We start from the raw sequence: 18,139 nt of genomic DNA, 5'->3' as shown, positions 1-18,139 counted from the left end.
ATGAGCAATCTCACGCTTGCCCTGGCCATCCTCGGTGGCCTCGTCCTCGCGGCCGTGATCGGCTACGACGCCCTGCGCTCGCGCCGCAACGCACCGCGCCAGCCCGATGCGGCCGACGGCGAACCGGCCGATGCGCAGCGCGCACCGTCCGAAGACGGCTACGAGCCGGTGATGCACATCGATCCGCGCCAGGTGCCGACGCACGACCGGCACGAACCGCTGTTCGATCCCGACCTGCCGGCGCCCGGCACGCTGCCGGTGCCCACGGGCGAACGGCGCGGCGGGCTCGATCCGCTGATCGACGTGATCGCGCCGATCTCGCTCGACGGCCTAGCCTCGGGCGATGCCGCGATCGCCGCCATGCCGCCGACGCGCCGCGCGGGCAGCAAGCCGGTCGCCATCGAGGGCCTGAACGAGCACTCGCGGCAATGGGAGCCGCCCGTGCCGGGACAGCGCTACGGCGCGTTCCAGGTCGGCGTGCAGCTGGCCAACCGCACCGGTGCGCTCAACGAGATCGAGTATTCCGAGTTCGTGGTGAAGGCCCAGGCCTTCGCCGACACGGTGAACGGCGCGCCCGAATTTCCCGAGATGCTCGACGAGGTGGCGCGCGCCCGTGAGCTCGACCAGTTCGCCAGCGCGCACGATGCGCAGCTGGGCTTCGTGCTGCGCGCGCTGCATGCGGCCTGGAGCCCCGGCTACGTGCAGCAGAACGCCGCGCGGCTGGGCTTCGTGGCCGGCATCATCCCGGGCCGCATGGTGCTGCCGACCAGCGAGCTGGGCCTGCCGCCGATCCTCGGGCTGGCTTTCGACACCCAGGCCGCGCTGGCCGACGACCCGGCGCAGTCGGCGATCCGCGAACTGAGCCTGAGCCTCGACGTGCCCCAGGTCGACCGCGGCGAGCAGCCCTTCACGCGTATGCGCGAGATCGCCGCTACGCTGGCGCGCGAAATGGACGGCGTGGTGACCGACAGCGACGGCCAGCTGCTGCGCGACGAGACCATGGACGCCATCGGCGCCGACCTCGAGCAGCTCTACGACACGCTCGACGCGCGCGACCTCGCGGCGGGCTCGCCGCTGGCGCGCCGGCTGTTCAGCTAAGCCGTTCCCGCCATGCACAAGGCCGCCCAGCCCGCCACGAAGCGGTCCGGCGGCCGCATCGTTTTTTCGGAAGACACCCCATGACCACGCGCGACGAAGCGGCCCGCGAAGCCGCCGACCTGAGCGAGAAGCTCCATCACAACGCCTACCTCTACTACGTGCTCGATGCGCCCGCGCTGCCCGATGCCGAGTACGACCGGATGTTCCAGCGGCTGCAGGCGATCGAGGCCGAGTTCCCCGAGCTGCGCACGCCCGACTCGCCGACGCAGCGCGTGGGCGGCAAGGTGCTCGACGGCTTCGTCAAGGTGCGCCACAAGGTGCCGATGCTGTCGATCCGGACCGAGACCGACATCACGCCCGGTGGTGCCAGCAGCTTCGACGCGCGCGTGCGGCGCGAGCTCGGCCTGGCCGAGGACGGTCCGCAGATCGCCTACGTCTGCGAGCTCAAGTTCGACGGGCTCGCGATGAACCTGCGCTACGAGCACGGCGTGCTGGTGCAGGCCGCCACGCGCGGCGACGGCGAAGTCGGCGAGGAGGTCACGCAGAACATCCGCACCGTGCGCGAGATCCCGCTGCGGCTCAAGGGCAACGCCCCGCCGGTGGTCGAGGTGCGCGGCGAGGTCTACATGAAGCGCGCCGACTTCGAGGCGCTCAACGAACGCCAGCGGCAGAGGATCGCGGCCGGCCAGAAGAACGAGAAGGTGTTCGTGAACCCGCGCAACGCGGCCGCGGGCGCGGTGCGGCAGCTCGACCCGGCGATTGCCGCCGAGCGACCGCTGAGCTTCTTCGCCTACGGCCTCGGCGAGGTCACGCCGCCGGCCGAGGGCGGGCCCGACTGCCCGACCCAGTTCGACTGGCTCCAGCAGTTCCATGCCTGGGGCTTTCCGGTGGCGATACAGACCGCGCGCGCGACCGGCGCGATCGAGCTGATCGCGTTTCACGAGAACATCGGGCGCCAGCGCGACAGCCTGCCCTACGACATCGACGGCGTGGTCTACAAGGTCGACAGCGTCGAGCTGCAGCGCCAGCTCGGCTTCGTCTCGCGCGAGCCGCGCTGGGCGGTGGCGCACAAGTACCCCGCGCAGGAGCAGATCACCGAGGTGCTCGGCATCGAGGTGCAGGTCGGGCGCACCGGCAAGCTGACGCCGGTGGCCAAGCTGGCGCCGGTGTTCGTCGGCGGCGTGACCGTGACCAATGCCACGCTGCACAACGAGGACGAGGCGCGCCGCAAGGACGTGCGCGTGGGCGACTGCGTGATCGTGCGGCGCGCGGGCGACGTGATCCCCGAAGTCGTGGGCGTCACGCCAGAGAGCCTGGCGCGGCCCGAGGGCGAGCGCGGCGCCATCTTCACCATGCCTCACAAGTGCCCGGTCTGCGGCTCGGATGCCGTGCGCGAGGAGGGCGAGGCCGACTACCGCTGCACCGGCGGGCTGTTCTGCGGTGCCCAGCGCAAGGAGGCGATCCTGCATTTCGCGGCGCGCCGCGCGGTCTACGTCGACGGGCTCGGCGACAAGCTGGTCGAGCAGATGGTCGATGCCAACCTGATCCGCACCTTGCCCGATCTCTACAAGCTGGGCTTCACCACGCTGGCGGGGCTGGAGCGCATGGCCGACAAGTCGGCGCAGAACCTGGTCGACGCGCTCGAGGCCTCGAAGAAGACCACGCTGCCGCGCTTCCTGTTCGGCCTGGGCATCCGCCATGTGGGCGAGAGCACCGCGAAGGACCTGGCCAAGCACTTCGGCAAGCTCGACGCGATCATGGATGCGAGCGAGGAGCTGCTGCTCGAGGTCAACGACGTCGGCCCGGTGGTGGCGCAGAGCCTGCGCACCTTCTTCGATCAGCCGCACAACCGCGAGGTGGTCGAGCAACTGCGCGCCTGCGGCCTGAGCTGGGAGGAGGGCGAGCCCGCGGCGCGCGTGCCCAAGCCGCTGGCGGGACTGACCTTCGTCATCACCGGTACCCTTCCTACGCTAAGCCGCGACGATGCGAAGGACAAACTGGAATCGGCCGGTGCCAAGGTGGCCGGCTCGGTCAGCAAGAAGACCCACTACCTGGTGGCCGGCGAGGAAGCCGGCAGCAAGCTCGACAAGGCGCGCGAGATCGGCGTCGAGGTGATCGACGAGGCGCGTATGCTGGACATACTCGCCAACGGCGTGCCTCCGGCTGCGGAGTGAGGGGACGGCCTCTCGACTTACCGGCCGTTACGCGACTTCACACCAGCGCAGTCAACAGGGCCTACAAGCTGGTACGTTGAATGAACGCAGAAGGCTGACAAGGAGACCCTCATGCAGAAAACTCGTGTTCTCGGTTTATGCCTCGCGGCCGGCGGCCTCGCGCTGCTCACGGGCTGCGTCGCGGTGCCCGGCGACCCGTACTACAACGGGGGCTACAGCGGGGGGTATTCGGATCCCTACTATTCCGATCCCGTCGTGGTGCAGCCCGCGCCCGTGTACATCAACGGCGGCGGCACCTACTACGACCGCCGTCCCTATTACCGCGACCGGCCGTACTACGGACGTCCCGCCTATCCGTACCCGTCCCGTCCGGGCTGGAACGGCAATGGCGGCGGACGTCCCGGCTGGGGCGGACGCCCGCCCGCGGTCGTGCCGCCGGTGGCGCTGCCGCGCCCGCAGCCGCAGCGCACCGTGCCGGTCACGCCCGGCACCGGCCGTGGCGTTCCGGGGGCCTTGCCGGGCATGCCCGGCTATGTGCCGCAGAACATCGCGCCGTCTCTCCCGGGCCATTAAGCCGACAGCGCCGGGTGGGCGCGACGCGCCCGCCTGCGCGGCCCGCGGGCCCTCGCGATAATCCGCGCCATGGCCATCCACGAAATCCTCAAGATGGGCGACCCGCGCCTGCTGCGCATCGCACAGCCGGTCACCGCCTTCGACACCGATGAACTGCACCTGCTGGTGCGCGACATGTTCGAGACCATGCATGCCGTCAACGGTGCCGGCCTCGCGGCACCGCAGATTGGTGTGGACCTGCAGCTGGTGATCTTCGGCACCGATGTCGTGAACCCACGCTACCCCGACGCCCCGCCAGTGCCGCGCACCGTGCTGTTGAACCCGGTCATCACGCCGATCGGCGAGGCCGAGGAAGAGGGCTGGGAAGGCTGCCTGTCGGTGCCCGGACTGCGCGGCGTGGTGCCGCGCTTCTCGAACATCCGCTACACGGGCTTCGATCCCTATGGCGATCCGATCGACCGCACGGCCAGCGGCTTCCATGCGCGCGTGGTGCAGCACGAGGTCGACCATCTGCTGGGCAAGCTCTATCCGATGCGGGTGCGCGACTTCTCGCGCTTCGGCTACACCGAGGTGCTGTTCCCGGGCCTCGACGCGGCCGACGACGATTGAGCGGCGGACCGGGCCCGCGGCCCGGTTGCGTGGCCCGAACTACTTGCTGTTGAGCCCGAAGCGGCCGCCGCCCGTGAACGCGAGCGCGATGGCCGAGAACAGGAACATGCCCTGCAGTTCGAGCGCCCAGCCGCCCTGGCCGTTGAGGGCGCCGAGGTCCTTGCGGTGCACCAGCCAGATCGCCACCAGCATGTTGATTGCCACGATCGCCGCCGCGGGCCGCGTGTAGAGGCCGATGATCAGCAGCACCGGCGCGACGATCTCGCCCACGTAGACCAGGTAGGCCAGCACGCCCGGCAGGCCATGCGAGGCCAGCATGCCGCCGATGCCGTCGACACCCTTGGTCACCTTGGCGATGCCGTGCAGAAGGATGAAGATGCCCAGGGCGACGCGAAGAATGAGCTTGCCGGTGTCGTCGGACTTGAACATGGTCGGGGTTCCTCGGTGATGGTTCGAAATGTTGCGAGGGCCGTATGGTAGTGAAGAAACGGCATGCATCCGTGCATGCGCCCACGACGCATGCACGGGCTTCGCATATGCATCCAACCGGCTGTTCTTTGGCGGCCCGGCGCGCCGCCTCGTACACTGCCTTTTTGCCTTTGCGCAGACACCCCCACCGCAGACCGCGACCCTTGAGGAGAACCCACCCATGACGCCCCGATTCCGATCCGCCTTCGCCCTGGCCGCGGCCGCCGCCACGCTGATCGCCGCCGCGCCCGCCTTCGCCGGCAAGACCCTCGATGCGGTCAAGCAGCGCGGCAGCGTTAAGTGCGGCGTGACCAATGGCGTGGCCGGCTTCTCGGCGCCCGACACGCAGGGCAACTGGTCGGGCCTCGACGTCGACACCTGCCGCGCGATCGCCGCGGCCGTGCTCGGCGATGCGAAGAAGGTCGAGTTCGTGCCGCTCAATTCGCAGCAGCGCTTCTCGGCGCTGCAGGCCGGCGAGATCGACATCCTCGCGCGCAACACCACCTGGACCCTGACGCGCGATGCCTCGCTGGGCTTCAACTTCACGACCATCACCTACTACGATGGCCAGGGCTTCCTGGTGCCGAAGAAGCTCAAGGTCACGAGCGCCAAGCAACTGAAGAACGCGACCATCTGCACCCAGTCGGGCACCACCAACGAGAAGAACGTCTCCGACTACTTCCGGGCTCAGAACATCCCCGTCAAGACCGTGGTGTTCGAGAGCTTCGAGGCCTCGTTCAAGGCCTTCTTCTCGGGCCGCTGCCAGGCCTTCACCACCGATGCCTCGGCGCTCGCCGGCCTGCGCAATAAGGAGGCGCAGAACCCCGACGACTACCTGATCCTGCCCGAGCTGATCTCCAAGGAGCCGCTGGCGCCGCTGGTGCGCCGCGGCGACGACGAATGGTTCGCGATCGCCAAGTGGGTGCCCAATGCGCTGATCGAGGCGGAAGAGGCCGGCATCACCGAGGCCAACGCCGAACAGCTCAAGGCCTCGAGCAAGGACCCCGCGCAGCAGCGCCTGCTGGGCGCCGGTGAAGACCTCGGCAAGCTGCTGGGCCTCGACAAGGACTGGTCCTATCGCGCGATCAAGGCCGTGGGCAACTACGGCGAGATCTTCGAGCGCAACGTCGGGCCGAAGTCGGTGCTGAAGCTGCCGCGCGGCTCCAACAACCTCTGGAGCAAGGGCGGCCTGATCTACGCACCGCCGGTGCGATGAGCCTGCGGGCCGCGGGCGGCGCGCGCCGCTCGGCCTGGCTGGCCTGGGCCGTGCAGGTGCTGCTGGTGCTGGCCGTGGTGGCCGGCGCCTTCTGGGTCGTGCATCACGCGCTCGAGGTGCTGCGCGCGCGCGGCGTGCGCTCGGGCTTCGACTTCCTCACCGAGCCCGCGGGCTTCGCGATCAGCGAGGGCTGGCTCGACTTCGAGGCCAGCCAGCCGTCGTGGCGAGCCTTCCTCGCCGGCCTCGTCAACACCGTGCGCGCCGCGGTGCCGGCGGTCGTCTTCTCGGTGCTGCTCGGCACCCTGATTGGCATCGGTCGGCTCGCGCCGCACGTGCTGGTGCGCGGCATCTGCACCGCCTATGTCGAGCTGCTGCGCAACGTGCCGCTGCTGGTGCAGCTGCTGATGCTGGCCTTCGTGATGGCGAACCTGCTGCCCGACCCGACCGAGCCGGTGCGGCTGCTGCCGGGCGTGTGGCTCAGCAAGGGCGGCCTCAGCGTGCCGTGGCCGGTGGCGGGCGAGGGCGGATGGTGGCCCACGCACCTCGAATGGCCAGAGCGCGGCGACTTCGGCGTGAACGGCGGCGCGGCGCTGAGCCCCGAATACGTGACCATCGTCGCGGGCCTGTCGCTCTACTCGGCCGCCTTCGTGGCCGAGATCGTGCGCGCGGGCATCCTGTCGGTGTCGCAGGGGCAGGTGCTCGCGGGGCAGGCGATGGGCTTCTCGCCGGTGCAGCAACTGCGCATCGTGATCCTGCCGCAGGCGCTGCGCGTGATCGTGCCGGCGCTCACCAACCAGGTGCTGAGCCTGGTCAAGAACTCCTCGCTCGCGGTGGCGGTCGGCTATCCCGAGCTGGTCTCGGTGGCCAACACCACCATCGGCGCGAACGGCCGCGCCTTCGAGTGCATCGCGATCATCATGGCGGTCTACCTGCTGCTGTCGCTCGTGATCTCGCTGGGCATGAACCGCTACAACGCGCGCGTCGCGCTGCGGGGCTGGCGATGAGGGCCGTGCGAGGCCCGATCGCCTGGCGGCACGAACTCTGGGGTTCGCCGCTGCGCACGCTCGCCACGCTGCTGCTCGCGGCGCTGCTGGCCTGGGCCGGCTGGCACCTGGTCGAGTGGGCCGTGGTGCACGCGGTGTTCCGCCCGGATGCCGAGGCCTGCCGGGCGGTGCAGCACGGCGCCTGCTGGGGCGTGGTGGCCGAGAAATGGCGGCCGATGCTGTTCGGCCGCTTCCCTTACGAAGACCAGTGGCGCCCCGCGATCGCGGTCGCGCTGCTGTCGGCGGTCACGGTGCTCAGCGCCTGGCCGCGCAGCTGGCGCTGGTGGCTGCCGGCGTTGTGGCTGCTGGCGCTCGCGGCCTTCGTGCTGCTGATGCGCGGCGGCGTGTTCGGCTGGAGCCACGTGCCGACCAACCGCTGGGGTGGCCTGCCGCTGACCATCGGGCTCGCCGTGGTCGGACTGGCGCTGGCCTTTCCGCTCGCGCTGCTGCTGGCGCTCGGGCGCCGCTCGGGCTGGCCGGTGGTGCGCACGCTCTGCGCGAGCTACATCGAGCTGGTGCGCGGCGTGCCGCTGATCTCGGTGCTGTTCATGGCCTCGTTCCTGCTGCCGCTGCTGTGGCCCGCGGGCTGGCAGCCCGACGTGCTGGTGCGCGTGCTGGCCGGGCTGTCGCTGTTCGTGGCCGCCTACCTGGCGGAGATCATCCGTGGCGGCCTGCAGGCCGTGCCGCGCGGCCAGACCGAGGTCGCGATGGCGCTGGGCTTCGGCCGCTGGCCGGTGCAGCGCAACATCGTGCTGCCGCAGGCGCTGCGGCTGGTCGTGCCGGCGCTGACCAACAACGTGGTCGGCACGCTCAAGGACACCTCGCTGGTCACGGTGGTGGGCCTGTTCGAGCTCACGGGCGCGCTCGGCCTGTCGCTCGGCGGCGATCCGACCTGGCGGCCGTTCTACCTCGAGGGCTACCTGTTCATCGCGGCGATCTACTGGCTGCTGTGCTTCGGGCTCTCGCGCTACAGCGTGTGGCTCGAGGGGCGCCTGTCGGCCGTGCCGCGCGTGGTCCAGGCCGAGCCGGCCTGAGGCGTCCTGTACACTCCGGCCCCATGTCGTGTTTCCACCCCGCCTTCGCATCGAGCGCCGCCCGCATGGGCCGCATGATGCCGTCCGCTTTCGCGCGGACCGGATGGGCAATGGATGCACGAATGATTACCACCATTACCACCGCGGCCACCTGAGCACGCGCAGGTGGCCGTTCCGGCAGCCACCTGGTGATCGCTCTTCCCCCGAACGAATGAAACCCAGCTCTGGCAGCTGGGTTTTTGTTTTTGTCGTTTGGAGAAGCCCATGTACCGCGATCCCGTCCAGTCCCTCGAAACCGTCGTGCCCAGCCAGGCCATGCGCCCGCTGCGCGTGGGCATGATCGGCATCGGCACCGTCGGCTCGGGCACCTTCCGCGTGCTGGCGCGCAACCACGACCAGATCGCCGCGCGCGCCGGCCGCGGCATCGAGCTCGTCATCGTGGCCGCGCGCAACCTCGCGGGCGCCGCGGGCATCGTGGGCGAGGGCGTGGCGCTCACCGACGACGCGATGCGCGTCGCGACCCATCCCGAACTCGACGTGGTGGTCGAGGTGGCTGGCGGCACCGGCGCGGCGCGCGACTGGGTGCTGGCGGCGATCGCCCACGGCAAGCACGTGGTGACGGCCAACAAGGCGCTGCTGGCCGAGCATGGCGGCGAGATCTTCGAGGCCGCGCGCCGCCACGGCGTGGCGGTGGCCTACGAGGGCGCGGTGGCGGTCAGCATCCCGATCGTGAAGGCGCTGCGCGAAGGCCTCGTGGCCAACCGCATCGAATGGGTGGCGGGCATCGTCAACGGCACCACCAACTTCATCCTCAGCAAGATGCGCGACGAGGGACTGGACTTCGGCGCGGCGCTCGCGCAGGCCCAGGCGCTCGGCTATGCCGAGGCCGATCCGACCTTCGACATCGAGGGCATCGACGCGGCCCACAAGCTCACGCTGCTCGCGGCCAATGCCTTCGGCATGCCGCTGCGCTTCGCCGACGTGCAGGCCGAGGGCATCACGGCGCTGCAGGGGCTGGACGTGGCCTGTGCTGAGCAGCTGGGCTTTCGCGTCAAGCTGCTGGGCGTGGCGCGCCGTCGCGAAGCCGGTGTCGAACTGCGCGTGCAGCCCGCGCTGGTGCCCGCGGAGCACCTGATGGCGCATGTGAACGGTTCGATGAACGCGGTGATGGTCAAGGGCGATGCCTCGGGCGTGACGATGTACTACGGCGCCGGTGCCGGCTCGGAACAGACCGCCTCGGCCGTGATCGCCGACCTGGTGGACGTGGCGCGGCTGGCCGGCACCCCGGCCGCGCAGCGCGTGCCGCACCTGGGCTTCCATGCGCATGCGATGAATGCGCTCGAGGTGCTGCCGCGCGCGGCGGTGCGCAGCGCGCACTACCTGCGCGTGCCGGTGCACGCGGCCGGCGGCATCGAGGCCGTGACGGCCTGGCTCGCGGGCCAGCAGGTGCCGGTGCGGCAGGTGACGCTGGCCGCGCCCTGTGCGGCCGGTGCACAGGTGCTGGTGCTGACCGAGCCGATGGCACAGGGCGCGCTCGATCTCGCGGTGCATGCGCTGCAGTCGCACCCGGCCGTGGCCGGCGCGGTCGCGACGCTGCGCGTGGAAACGCTGGAAGGCTGAAGCTCGCTCAGGCGGCGCGCGCGGGCAGGCCACCGGGTGCGGCCCGCGGTGTCTCGTCGTCGAGCTGCCCCAGTGCCAGCGCGGCGGCGCGCGGCCGCTGCGTGACCAGGCTCACGGCCACCACCACCGCCGCGTTGATCGCCATCGCGATCAGCCCGGCCTCCCATTGCGGCAGCGCGGCCGCCCAGAACTTGGCGGCCGGCGGCGCGAGCAGGGCCGCGAAGCCCGCGAGCAGCCCGGCCAGCACGCCGAGCGCGCTGGTGCGCTTCCAGAGGAAGCCGAGGAACACGCCGGGCGCCAGCATGCCGATGGCCGAATAGGCGTCGAGCAGGATCTTCACCAGCGAGCCCTTCTGGCTGATCGACAGCCACACGGCGATCGCCGCGAAGCACACCAGCGAGCCGCGCGACAGCGCGAGCGCCGCGCCCTCGCCGAGCGCGGGCCTGAAGGGCCGCACCACGTTGCGCGTGAAGATCGAGCCGGCCGTCAGCAGCAGCAGCGAGCCCGGCGCCAGCGCCAGCAGGAAGCCGGTGCCCGCGAGCAGGCCCACGGTCCAGGCCGGATAGCGGTCGGACACGAACTGCAGCAGCGCCGCGTTGAGGTTGCCGCCCGGCGGCTGCGTGCCCGCGATCAGCGCCGCGAAGCCCAGCAGGATGATGAAGAAATAGGCCAGCGAGTAGATCGGCTGCCAGATCGCGTTGCGCCGGATCGCGGTGGCGCTGTGCGCCGTGTACGACATCTGGAACAGGTGCGGGAACACCCAGTTGCCCAGCGCGATGTTGATGGCCGAGGTCATGAGCCAGATCGCGGTGGTCGGCGAGCTCGCATCGAGGCCCGGGAAGCTGCCGATGCCCGGATGCTTGGCCTCGGCCAGCGCGAACAGGTCGAGCAGCGAGGCCGCGCCCACCTTGCTCGCCACCGTCACGCTCAGCAGCACCACGACCAGCACTATCAGCACGTCCTTCACGCCGGCCGCGAAGGCCGCCGAGCGCACGCCGGCCACGAACACGAAGGCGATCATCAACAGGCCCGCGCCGATGGTCGCGGCCTCGCTCGACACCGCGCCGTCGAGCGTGAGCTGCACGATCAGGCCCAGGCTCACGAGCTGGATCTGCACGTAGACCACCAGCGAGGCGATGCCGACCACGCCGGTGAGCACGCCGAGCCAGGGCGCCTCGTAGCGCGCGGCGAAGAAGTCGGACTGCGTGAGCAGGCGCCCGATGCGCCCCGCGCGCCAGATCTTCGGCATCAGCCAGTAGCCGACCGCATAGCTCATCGACACCGAGCAGAAGGCCAGGTAGGCCGGCGCGCCCAGCGCCCAGGCATAGCCCGAGATGCCAAGCACCGCGAAGGTGGTGTAGACCTCGCCCGCGTTCATGAACCAGAACAGCAGGGTGCCGAGGCTGCGGCCGCCCACGGCCCATTCGGCCAAGGTGGCGGCGCGCCGGGTGCGGCGGCCATAGGCGATGGCGCCCGCGACCGTGGCGAGCAGGATGGCCAGGACGATCGCGAGCTTCATCGCGCGCTCCCGTGGCCGTCGGTGCCGGCGTCCTGGTGCCGCGCGAGGAAGTCGGCTTCATCGTCCTCCACGCCATGGCGCGCGTCGAGCCGGAACACCAGCGCGATCGCCACGCTCGTGAGCACGATGCCCGCCATCTGCCAGGCCATCGGGAACGGCAGGCCGAAGGGCCGCAGCGCGATGTCGTTGACCACGGGCGCGAGACCGGCCTGCCAGACGAAGGGGAAGGCCAGCAGCCATCGGTAGGCGCGGCGGCGGGGAGGCGATGCGATGGAGCAGGGAGACGGGCCGGCCATTCGAAACTCCTGTGAAGTGCTGCTGCACGAGATGGGAGCGGAGTGTGCAGCGAAAGTGCACGAAGCACAAGCGGGTCGAGTTCGGGTTTTCCTTGTGAATAACGCGTCAATTCTGGGCGTCCAGCCATCTTGACGTGCACCGTCATGGCACATAGCATTGCCTCATTCGTGCTGTCAGACTGCACAAAAGGAAATCCCCACCCATGATCGGCGAACGGCTCAAGGAACTGCGCACCGCACGCGGCCTCTCGTTGCGCGAGCTCGCGGCCCAGGCCGGCGTGTCGGCCACCTTGCTGAGCCAGATCGAGCGCGCGGTCACCGACCCCAGCCTCGAAACCCTGCGCCGACTGGCCGGCGTGTTCGGCGAATCGGTGTCCTCGCTGTTCTCCGACCCCGCGCCGCCCACCGTCTGGGTCAGCCGGCCGGGACGGCGCGCGATGCTCACGGCGCCGCAGGGCCAGGTCGCGTACGAGCGGCTGACCGCCGGCGTGGGCCAGCTCGAGGTGCTGCGCGCGGTGCTGCAGCCGGGCCAGATGTCGGCTGACGAGCCGCGCGGCCATGCCTCGGCCGAGTGCGTCTACGTGGTGGCCGGCGCGCTGGTGGCGCAGGTCGCGGGCGTCGACTACCCGGTGCAGGCCGGCGAGAGCATCTCCTTCGACGCGCGGCTGCCGCACCGCTACATGAACGCCTCGCAGGCGCCGACCGAAATCATCCTGTCGGTGACGCCGCCCAATCCCTGAGCAGGAGCCTCCCATGAGCACACCGACCGATTCCGCCGCCGAGCGCAGCTTCACGCTGCACGACCTGCGCGTCGAGGTGGTCGCGCCCGAGGGCGCGCGCATCTACTGCGGCCAGCCCGGCGACCACTTCGAGTTGCGCGGCGAAATGCTGCACCTGCCGCCGGGGCAGGGCTTCTCGATCTATTCGCTGGGCGCGGTGCTGCCGCTGCTGGCCGCCAAGCAGCGCGCCACCGACGGCAACGACTGGATGAGCACCGACGCGGAGATCGCCTGTCCAGACCCGAACTGCCCCTCGCGCCTGCGCATCACGCGCATCGGCACGCGCGTCTTCCGCCACGCCGACACCACGGCCGTGGTCCACCCTTCCGACCTTCGACCATGAGCACCGTCCCCCGCACCGAACTCGCCCCCGGCTATTCCATCTCGCGCATGCTCAAGGGCGGCTGGCAGCTCGCCGGCGGCCATGGCGGCATCGACCGCACCGCGGCCATCGCCGACATGTCGGCCTACTACCAGGCCGGCATCACCACCTTCGACTGCGCCGACATCTACACCGGCGTCGAGGAACTGATCGGCGAGTTCCGCCGCGAGCACCGCGCGCGCCACGGCGCCGACAGCCTCGCGCAGCTGCGCGTGCACACCAAGTTCGTGCCCGACCTCGCGCTGCTGCCGAGCATCGACAAGCAGCAGGTCGAACAGACCATCGATCGCTCGCTGCGCCGCCTCGGCGTGGAACGGCTCGACCTGGTGCAGTTCCACTGGTGGGACTACCGCGTGCCGCGCTACGTCGAGGTCGCGCACTGGCTGGCCGAGCTGCAGCACGCCGGCAAGATCGAACTGCTGGGCGGCACCAACTTCGACACGCAGCGCGCGCGCGAACTGGGCGACGCGGGCCTGCCGCTGCGCAGCATGCAGGTGCAGTACTCGCTGCTCGACCAGCGGCCGCGCACGCGGCTCGCGGCCTGGTGCGCGCAGGCCGGCGTGAAGCTGTTGTGCTATGGCAGCGTGGCCGGCGGCTTTCTCTCGGAGCGCTGGCTCGGCGTGAGCGAACCGGCCGAGCCGCTGGAGAACCGCTCGCTGGTCAAGTACAAGCTGATCATCGACGACTTCGGCGGCTGGGATCTGTTCCAGGCACTGCTGCAAGCCTTGCAGAAGATCGCGCAGCGGCACGGTACCTCGCTGTCGGCGGTCGCGATGCGCTGGGTGCTCGCGCAGCCCGAGGTGGCGGCCGTGATCGTCGGCGTGCGCCGCGGCGACCATCTGCCCGACCACCTGCGCATGCTCGCGTTGCAGCTCGACGCGGCCGACCTCGCGGCGCTCGACGCGGTGCTCGCGCAGCGCCGCCCGGACAGCGGCGACGTCTACGAGGTCGAGCGCGACATCGAGGGGCGGCATGGCCGCGTCATGAAGTACGACCTCAACGACAAGCCGCACTGAGGCCCTGTCCGGCTCAGTCGCGCTCCAGCGCTTTCCCGTACATCCTCAGTTCGGCATAGCCCGTGGCCTCGTCGTGCTCGCGCGAGAAGCGCCATTCGGGCAGCAGCGCCAGCAACACTTCAGCGGTGGTGCGCACCACGCAGCCCGGCGCCGCATGGCCGCCCCAGACGCGGCCCTGCGCGTCCGCCACGCTGATGTGCAGGTGCGAGCCCGTGGGCGAGAGCGAGCCCGCGAGCGTGAGGATCTCCAGATCGCCCTCGAGTGCCGTGGGCTCGGGCGCGCCCGCGAAGCGGATCCGCGCACCGCGCAGGCTGCCGATGCCCGAGAGCACGAAGGCCGCGTCCACCGCCTGCTGCGCGAGCACGCGGTCGAGCGTCGCGCGCAAATCGTCGCCGGGCGAGAGGCGCAGGGGCAGCGTGCGCATCGCGCGACCGGTGTCAGGGCGCCGCGAGCGCGCCGTCCACCACCTGCTGCGCTTCCTCGAGGATGCGCGCGAGGTGCTCCTGGCCCTGGAAGCTCTCGCCGTAGATCTTGTAGATGTTCTCGGTGCCCGAGGGACGCGCCGCGAACCAGCCGTTCTCGGTGACCACCTTCACGCCGCCGATGGCCGCGCCGTTGCCGGGCGCATGACTCAGCACCTCGACGATCTTCTCGCCCGCGAGTTCGGTCGAGCGGATCTGCGCGGGCGACAGGCTCGACAGCCGCTTCTTCTGCTCGACCGTGGCCGCCGCGTCGACGCGGTCGGACACCGGCCGGCCCAGCGCCTGCGTGAGCTCGGCATAGCGCTCGCCCGGATCGCGCCCGGTGCGCGCGGCGATCTCGGCCGACAGCAGCGCCGGCACGATGCCGTCCTTGTCGGTGGTCCAGGCCGTGCCGTCGCGGCGCAGGAAGGTCGCGCCCGCGCTCTCCTCGCCGCCGAAGGCCAGCGAGCCGTCGACCAGCCCGTCGACGAACCACTTGAAGCCCACCGGCACCTCGTAGAGACGGCGGCCCAGGCGCTGGGCCACGCGGTCGATCATGCGGCTGCTCACCACGGTCTTGCCGACGGCCGCGGCGGCGGGCCAGTCGGGGCGGTGCGTGTAGAGGTAGTCGATCATCACCGCGAGGTAGCTGTTGGGCTGCATCAGGCCGCTGCTGCCTGCTACCACGCCGTGGCGGTCGTGGTCGGTGTCGCAGGCGAAGGCGATGCCGAAGCGGTCCTTGAGTGCGATCAACTGGTGCATCGCATCGGGCGAGGACGGGTCCATGCGGATGCGGCCGTCCCAGTCGAGCGACATGAAGCGGAAGGTCGGGTCGACCTCCTGGCTCAGCACCGTCAGGCGCGAGAGCTTGTAGCGCTCGGCGATCGCGGGCCAGTAGTGCACGCCCGCGCCGCCCAGCGGATCGACGCCCAGTTCGATCCGAACGTCGCGGATCGCGTCCATGTCGAGCACCTGCGCCAGGTCCTCCACATAGGTGTTCAGGTAGTCGTGCCGGTGCGTGGTCGAGGCCTTGAGCGCCTGCGCCAGCGGCAGCCGCTTCACGCCCTGCAGGCCGTTGGCGAGGAAGCCGTTGGCGGCGGCCTCGACCGCCGAGGTGATGTCGGTGCCGGCCGGTCCGCCGTTGGGCGGGTTGTACTTGAAGCCGCCGCTCTCGGGCGGGTTGTGCGAGGGCGTGATCACGATGCCGTCGGCCAACCCGGTGGTGCGGCCGCGGTTGTAGACCAGGATCGCGTGCGACACCGCGGGCGTGGGCGTGTATTCGTCGTCCTGCGAGAGCATCAGCTCGACGCCGTTGGCCGCCAGCACCTCGACCGCGCTGTTGAAGGCCGGCGTGGAAAGCGCATGGGTGTCGATGCCGAGGAACAGCGGCCCGTCGATGCCTTTCTGGCGCCGGTAGTCGCAGATCGCCTGGCTGATCGCGAGCACATGCCATTCGTTGAAGCCGTTGTCGAAGGACGAGCCGCGGTGGCCCGAGGTGCCGAAGGCCACGCGCTGCGCGGCCACCGAGGGATCGGGCCGGCCGCTGTAGTAGGCCGAGATCAGCCGCGGCACGTTCACCAGCAGGTCGTGCGGCGCGGGCTGGCCGGGGAGGGCGGCGGGGGCCGAGGTCTTGGAGGCAGGGCTCATCGGTGTGTGTCCAGGGTTCTGAAGGCGGCGCCGGGCCGGGTGTTCCGAGGATACGGTGGCTGGCGCCGATGGCACAGTCGGAGATCGGCGCATCATCTTCACTGGACCGGTCGCCGGATCGCATGCCAAGATTGCGCAAACGTTTCCCCTCCCGAATCCAGTAGGGAGATCGTGAATTTTGTCGATACTTTTGTTCTCGTTTCGCCCAGATCGCCCAAATTCGCGTCCGCGCCCGACTAAGCTACGCCCCGTTCAAGGAACCCCGAATGCGCATCCACGGCCGACACTGGCTTTCTCTCACGGCGCCGCTCCTGCTGGCCGCCGGCTGCCAGGCGCCGCCCAAGGACCGTCCCCTCACCTCCGAGGTGCCGGAGCCGCCGGCCTTCGCGCCGCCGCCCGAAAGCTGTCTGGCCGAGGGCGTGCGCTTCGCGCTGGGCCTGCGCGTCACCGCGCCGCTGCTCGAGGAAATGCGCCAGCGCAGCGGCGCGAAGTTCGCGCGCACCCTGCTGGTCACCGACCCGTCCGACCCCGTGCTCGATCCGACCCGGCTCAACGTGAGGGTCGAACCCTCGGGCCGCATCGTGGGAGCGAGCTGCCAATAGAAGAGAGCCCGACCCGCCACTTCGATCCCGCTTCCCCGTTCCAGGCGCCGCATCCGCGAACGCTTGGGTGCCACGGTGTTGCGCGAAGACCGCGAACCTCACAATTCGCCCCGCACGGATCGCTCCACGGTCAGTTTTGAGAGAACAATAGATTGCGATTTTCCGGACTCAGCCCTTTGTCGACCAAGCAACCTCCCGCCATGGCCCTGCCGGATTCCGGACTCAACCGCCTTCCGCCCGATGAGGTGCTGCGCCCGCTGCTGGCCGACTGGGCCCGCGAGGGCAAGCGGCTGGCCATCGTCTGCTTCATCGACCTCGATCGTTTCGCCGACGTGAACCAGCGCCTGGGCATGGCCGGCGGCAACGCCGCGCTCGAGGAAGCGCGCCGCCGCCTCAAGGCCCAACTGCCGCGCGAGGGCCTGCTGGCCCATGTCGGTGGCGACGAGTTCGCGGCCGTGTTCGCGGGCATTGGCAATTCGCAATGCCACCAGGTGCTCGAACGCATGCTGGCCGCGCTGTCCGAACCCTGGGAATGGCGCGGCCATGCCGTCAGCCTCGAGGCCAGCCTCGGTGCGCGGCTGCTCGACGCCAGCGGCCCGCCGCCCGAGCTCGCGCTGCGCCAGGCCAGCCATGCGGCCTTCTTCGCCAAGCGCGCGGGCGACGGCCGGGTGCATTACTTCGACGCGCCGCAGGCCCATGCCGACGAGCAGATGGTGCGCGCGCGCCAGCGCATCCAGGAAGGCCTGGAGCGCGACGAATTCTTCCTCTGCTACCAGCCCAAGGTCGACATGCAGCGCGGCGTGATGGTGGGCGTCGAGGCGCTGATCCGCTGGCAGCATCCCGAGCGCGGCCTGCTGCAGCCCGGGCAGTTCGTGCCGCTCACCGAGGGCGACGAGCTCGCCGAGCGCATGGGCGACTGGGTGATCGGCGCGGCGCTGCGCCAGGCGCACGAATGGCGTTCGGCCGGCCTGCGCACCGCGATCAGCGTCAACGTGAGTCCGCGCCACATGATGCGCTGGGACTTCGTCGACCGGCTCGCGCAGCACCTGGCGCAGTTCCCCAAGCTGGGCGCCGGCACGCTCGAGCTCGAGATCCTCGAGACCACCGCCATCAGCAAGTTCTCCACCGTGGCCCGTTTCGTCGAGGCCTGCAAGGGCCTGGGCGTGCCGGTCGCCATCGACGACTTCGGCACCGGCTATTCCTCGCTGACCTACCTGCGCCAGCTGCCCGTGTCCTCGGTCAAGATCGACCAGTCCTTCATCCGCGGCATGCTCGAGAGCGAGCAGGACCGCGCGATCGTGCAGGGCATCCTCGCGCTGCTCAAGGCGCTGGGCCGCACGCCCGTGGCCGAGGGCGTCGAGACGCTCGAGCTCGGCGAGGCGCTGCTCGAGATGGGCTGCACGCTGGCCCAGGGCTACGGCATCTCGATGCCGCTGTCGGCCTGCGACATCCCGCAATGGGTGCAGGACTTCGAGCGCGTCCCGCTGTGGGGTCCGCAGCAACACCGCGCGCAGGCGGTGCCCGTCGCGGGGCCGTCGGTCTCGGGCGGCTGAGCCCTCTCCAAAGACGAAAGCCGCGCGAGCCCCTCGGGGCCGCGCGGCT

At 70.4% G+C, this 18,139-nt stretch carries 18 protein-coding genes; 13 read left to right on the top strand and 5 right to left on the bottom strand.

Going from position 1 to position 18,139, the window contains the following annotated elements; genetic code table 11:
• The 4 genes from BM109_RS08800 to def all read left to right on the top strand — a co-directional run bounded on the left by BM109_RS08800 (nt 1) and on the right by def (nt 4,454).
• The gene (locus BM109_RS08800) at nt 1-1,098 is read left to right on the top strand and encodes a cell division protein ZipA C-terminal FtsZ-binding domain-containing protein (protein WP_093342147.1); all 1,098 of its coding nucleotides are present in this window, start codon (nt 1-3) and stop codon (nt 1,096-1,098) included.
• Between the two features lie 80 nt (nt 1,099-1,178).
• Nucleotides 1,179-3,272, top strand: a complete 2,094-nt coding sequence (gene ligA, locus BM109_RS08795; RefSeq protein WP_093342146.1) for an NAD-dependent DNA ligase LigA — start codon at nt 1,179-1,181, stop codon at nt 3,270-3,272.
• 111 nt (nt 3,273-3,383) lie between these two features.
• Complete coding sequence (locus BM109_RS41600) at nt 3,384-3,845, top strand: hypothetical protein (protein ID WP_256222437.1); 462 nt, start codon at nt 3,384-3,386, stop codon at nt 3,843-3,845.
• Between the two features lie 69 nt (nt 3,846-3,914).
• Nucleotides 3,915-4,454: a peptide deformylase gene (gene def / locus BM109_RS08785; protein ID WP_057596930.1), complete on the top strand. Its 540-nt coding sequence runs from the start codon at nt 3,915-3,917 to the stop codon at nt 4,452-4,454.
• Between the two features lie 39 nt (nt 4,455-4,493).
• Here def and BM109_RS08780 read toward each other — a convergent pair whose 3' ends face one another.
• A complete protein-coding gene (locus tag BM109_RS08780) occupies nt 4,494-4,883 on the bottom strand; it encodes a DoxX family protein (RefSeq protein WP_093342144.1) in 390 nt (129 codons plus the stop codon).
• A gap of 220 nt (nt 4,884-5,103) precedes the next feature.
• Between BM109_RS08780 and BM109_RS08775 the strand changes: the two genes are divergently transcribed.
• The 4 genes from BM109_RS08775 (at nt 5,104) to BM109_RS08760 (ending at nt 9,835) form a co-directional block, all read left to right on the top strand.
• Nucleotides 5,104-6,138, top strand: a complete 1,035-nt coding sequence (locus tag BM109_RS08775; RefSeq protein ID WP_093342143.1) for an amino acid ABC transporter substrate-binding protein — start codon at nt 5,104-5,106, stop codon at nt 6,136-6,138.
• Nucleotides 6,135-7,142 carry an amino acid ABC transporter permease gene (locus BM109_RS08770; RefSeq protein ID WP_093342141.1) on the top strand — a complete coding sequence of 336 codons (1,008 nt, stop codon included), beginning with the start codon at nt 6,135-6,137 and terminating at the stop codon, nt 7,140-7,142. The genes BM109_RS08775 and BM109_RS08770 overlap by 4 nt, the downstream gene beginning before the upstream one ends.
• On the top strand, nt 7,139-8,215 hold the full coding sequence (locus tag BM109_RS08765) for an amino acid ABC transporter permease (RefSeq protein WP_093342139.1): 1,077 nt from the start codon (nt 7,139-7,141) through the stop codon (nt 8,213-8,215). The genes BM109_RS08770 and BM109_RS08765 overlap by 4 nt, the downstream gene beginning before the upstream one ends.
• A gap of 264 nt (nt 8,216-8,479) precedes the next feature.
• Entirely contained in the window at nt 8,480-9,835 is a 1,356-nt protein-coding gene (locus BM109_RS08760; RefSeq protein ID WP_093342138.1) for a homoserine dehydrogenase, read from the top strand.
• Between the two features lie 7 nt (nt 9,836-9,842).
• Here BM109_RS08760 and BM109_RS08755 read toward each other — a convergent pair whose 3' ends face one another.
• The gene (locus tag BM109_RS08755) at nt 9,843-11,354 is read right to left on the bottom strand and encodes a sodium:solute symporter family protein (protein WP_093342136.1); all 1,512 of its coding nucleotides are present in this window, start codon (nt 11,352-11,354) and stop codon (nt 9,843-9,845) included.
• Nucleotides 11,351-11,650 carry a DUF3311 domain-containing protein gene (locus BM109_RS08750; protein WP_093342135.1) on the bottom strand — a complete coding sequence of 100 codons (300 nt, stop codon included), beginning with the start codon at nt 11,648-11,650 and terminating at the stop codon, nt 11,351-11,353. Before BM109_RS08750 ends, BM109_RS08755 begins: the two co-directional genes overlap by 4 nt.
• A 203-nt stretch (nt 11,651-11,853) precedes the next feature.
• Here BM109_RS08750 and BM109_RS08745 point away from each other — a divergent pair, with 203 nt between their 5' ends.
• From BM109_RS08745 to BM109_RS08735, 3 genes are read left to right on the top strand one after another with little or no spacing between them, the layout of a single operon-like run.
• Complete coding sequence (locus tag BM109_RS08745) at nt 11,854-12,390, top strand: helix-turn-helix domain-containing protein (protein ID WP_093342133.1); 537 nt, start codon at nt 11,854-11,856, stop codon at nt 12,388-12,390.
• Nucleotides 12,391-12,403: 13 nt separating this feature from the next.
• Nucleotides 12,404-12,772 (top strand): TIGR04076 family protein, encoded by a 369-nt coding sequence (locus BM109_RS08740; protein WP_093342132.1) that lies wholly within the window; start codon nt 12,404-12,406, stop codon nt 12,770-12,772.
• On the top strand, nt 12,769-13,827 hold the full coding sequence (locus tag BM109_RS08735; RefSeq protein WP_093342130.1) for an aldo/keto reductase: 1,059 nt from the start codon (nt 12,769-12,771) through the stop codon (nt 13,825-13,827). The genes BM109_RS08740 and BM109_RS08735 overlap by 4 nt, the downstream gene beginning before the upstream one ends.
• A 13-nt stretch (nt 13,828-13,840) precedes the next feature.
• On the opposite strand, the gene BM109_RS08730 is transcribed toward BM109_RS08735, so the two are convergent.
• A complete protein-coding gene (locus tag BM109_RS08730; RefSeq protein ID WP_093342129.1) occupies nt 13,841-14,251 on the bottom strand; it encodes a PPC domain-containing DNA-binding protein in 411 nt (136 codons plus the stop codon).
• A gap of 13 nt (nt 14,252-14,264) precedes the next feature.
• Nucleotides 14,265-15,935: a phosphoglucomutase (alpha-D-glucose-1,6-bisphosphate-dependent) gene (gene pgm / locus BM109_RS08725; RefSeq protein ID WP_093342128.1), complete on the bottom strand. Its 1,671-nt coding sequence runs from the start codon at nt 15,933-15,935 to the stop codon at nt 14,265-14,267.
• Between the two features lie 266 nt (nt 15,936-16,201).
• Here pgm and BM109_RS08720 point away from each other — a divergent pair, with 266 nt between their 5' ends.
• Together BM109_RS08720 and BM109_RS08715 are read left to right on the top strand one after the other, a co-directional pair.
• Nucleotides 16,202-16,537 carry a hypothetical protein gene (locus BM109_RS08720; protein WP_093342126.1) on the top strand — a complete coding sequence of 112 codons (336 nt, stop codon included), beginning with the start codon at nt 16,202-16,204 and terminating at the stop codon, nt 16,535-16,537.
• 200 nt (nt 16,538-16,737) lie between these two features.
• Nucleotides 16,738-18,090 carry a putative bifunctional diguanylate cyclase/phosphodiesterase gene (locus tag BM109_RS08715; protein WP_093342124.1) on the top strand — a complete coding sequence of 451 codons (1,353 nt, stop codon included), beginning with the start codon at nt 16,738-16,740 and terminating at the stop codon, nt 18,088-18,090.
• The last annotated feature ends 49 nt before the right edge of the window (nt 18,091-18,139 follow it).

The sequence above is a fragment of the Variovorax sp. PDC80 genome, assembly GCF_900115375.1.
Classification (GTDB): Bacteria; Pseudomonadota; Gammaproteobacteria; order Burkholderiales; family Burkholderiaceae_C; genus Variovorax.
This window is presented reverse-complemented; position numbering and strand designations above follow the sequence as displayed.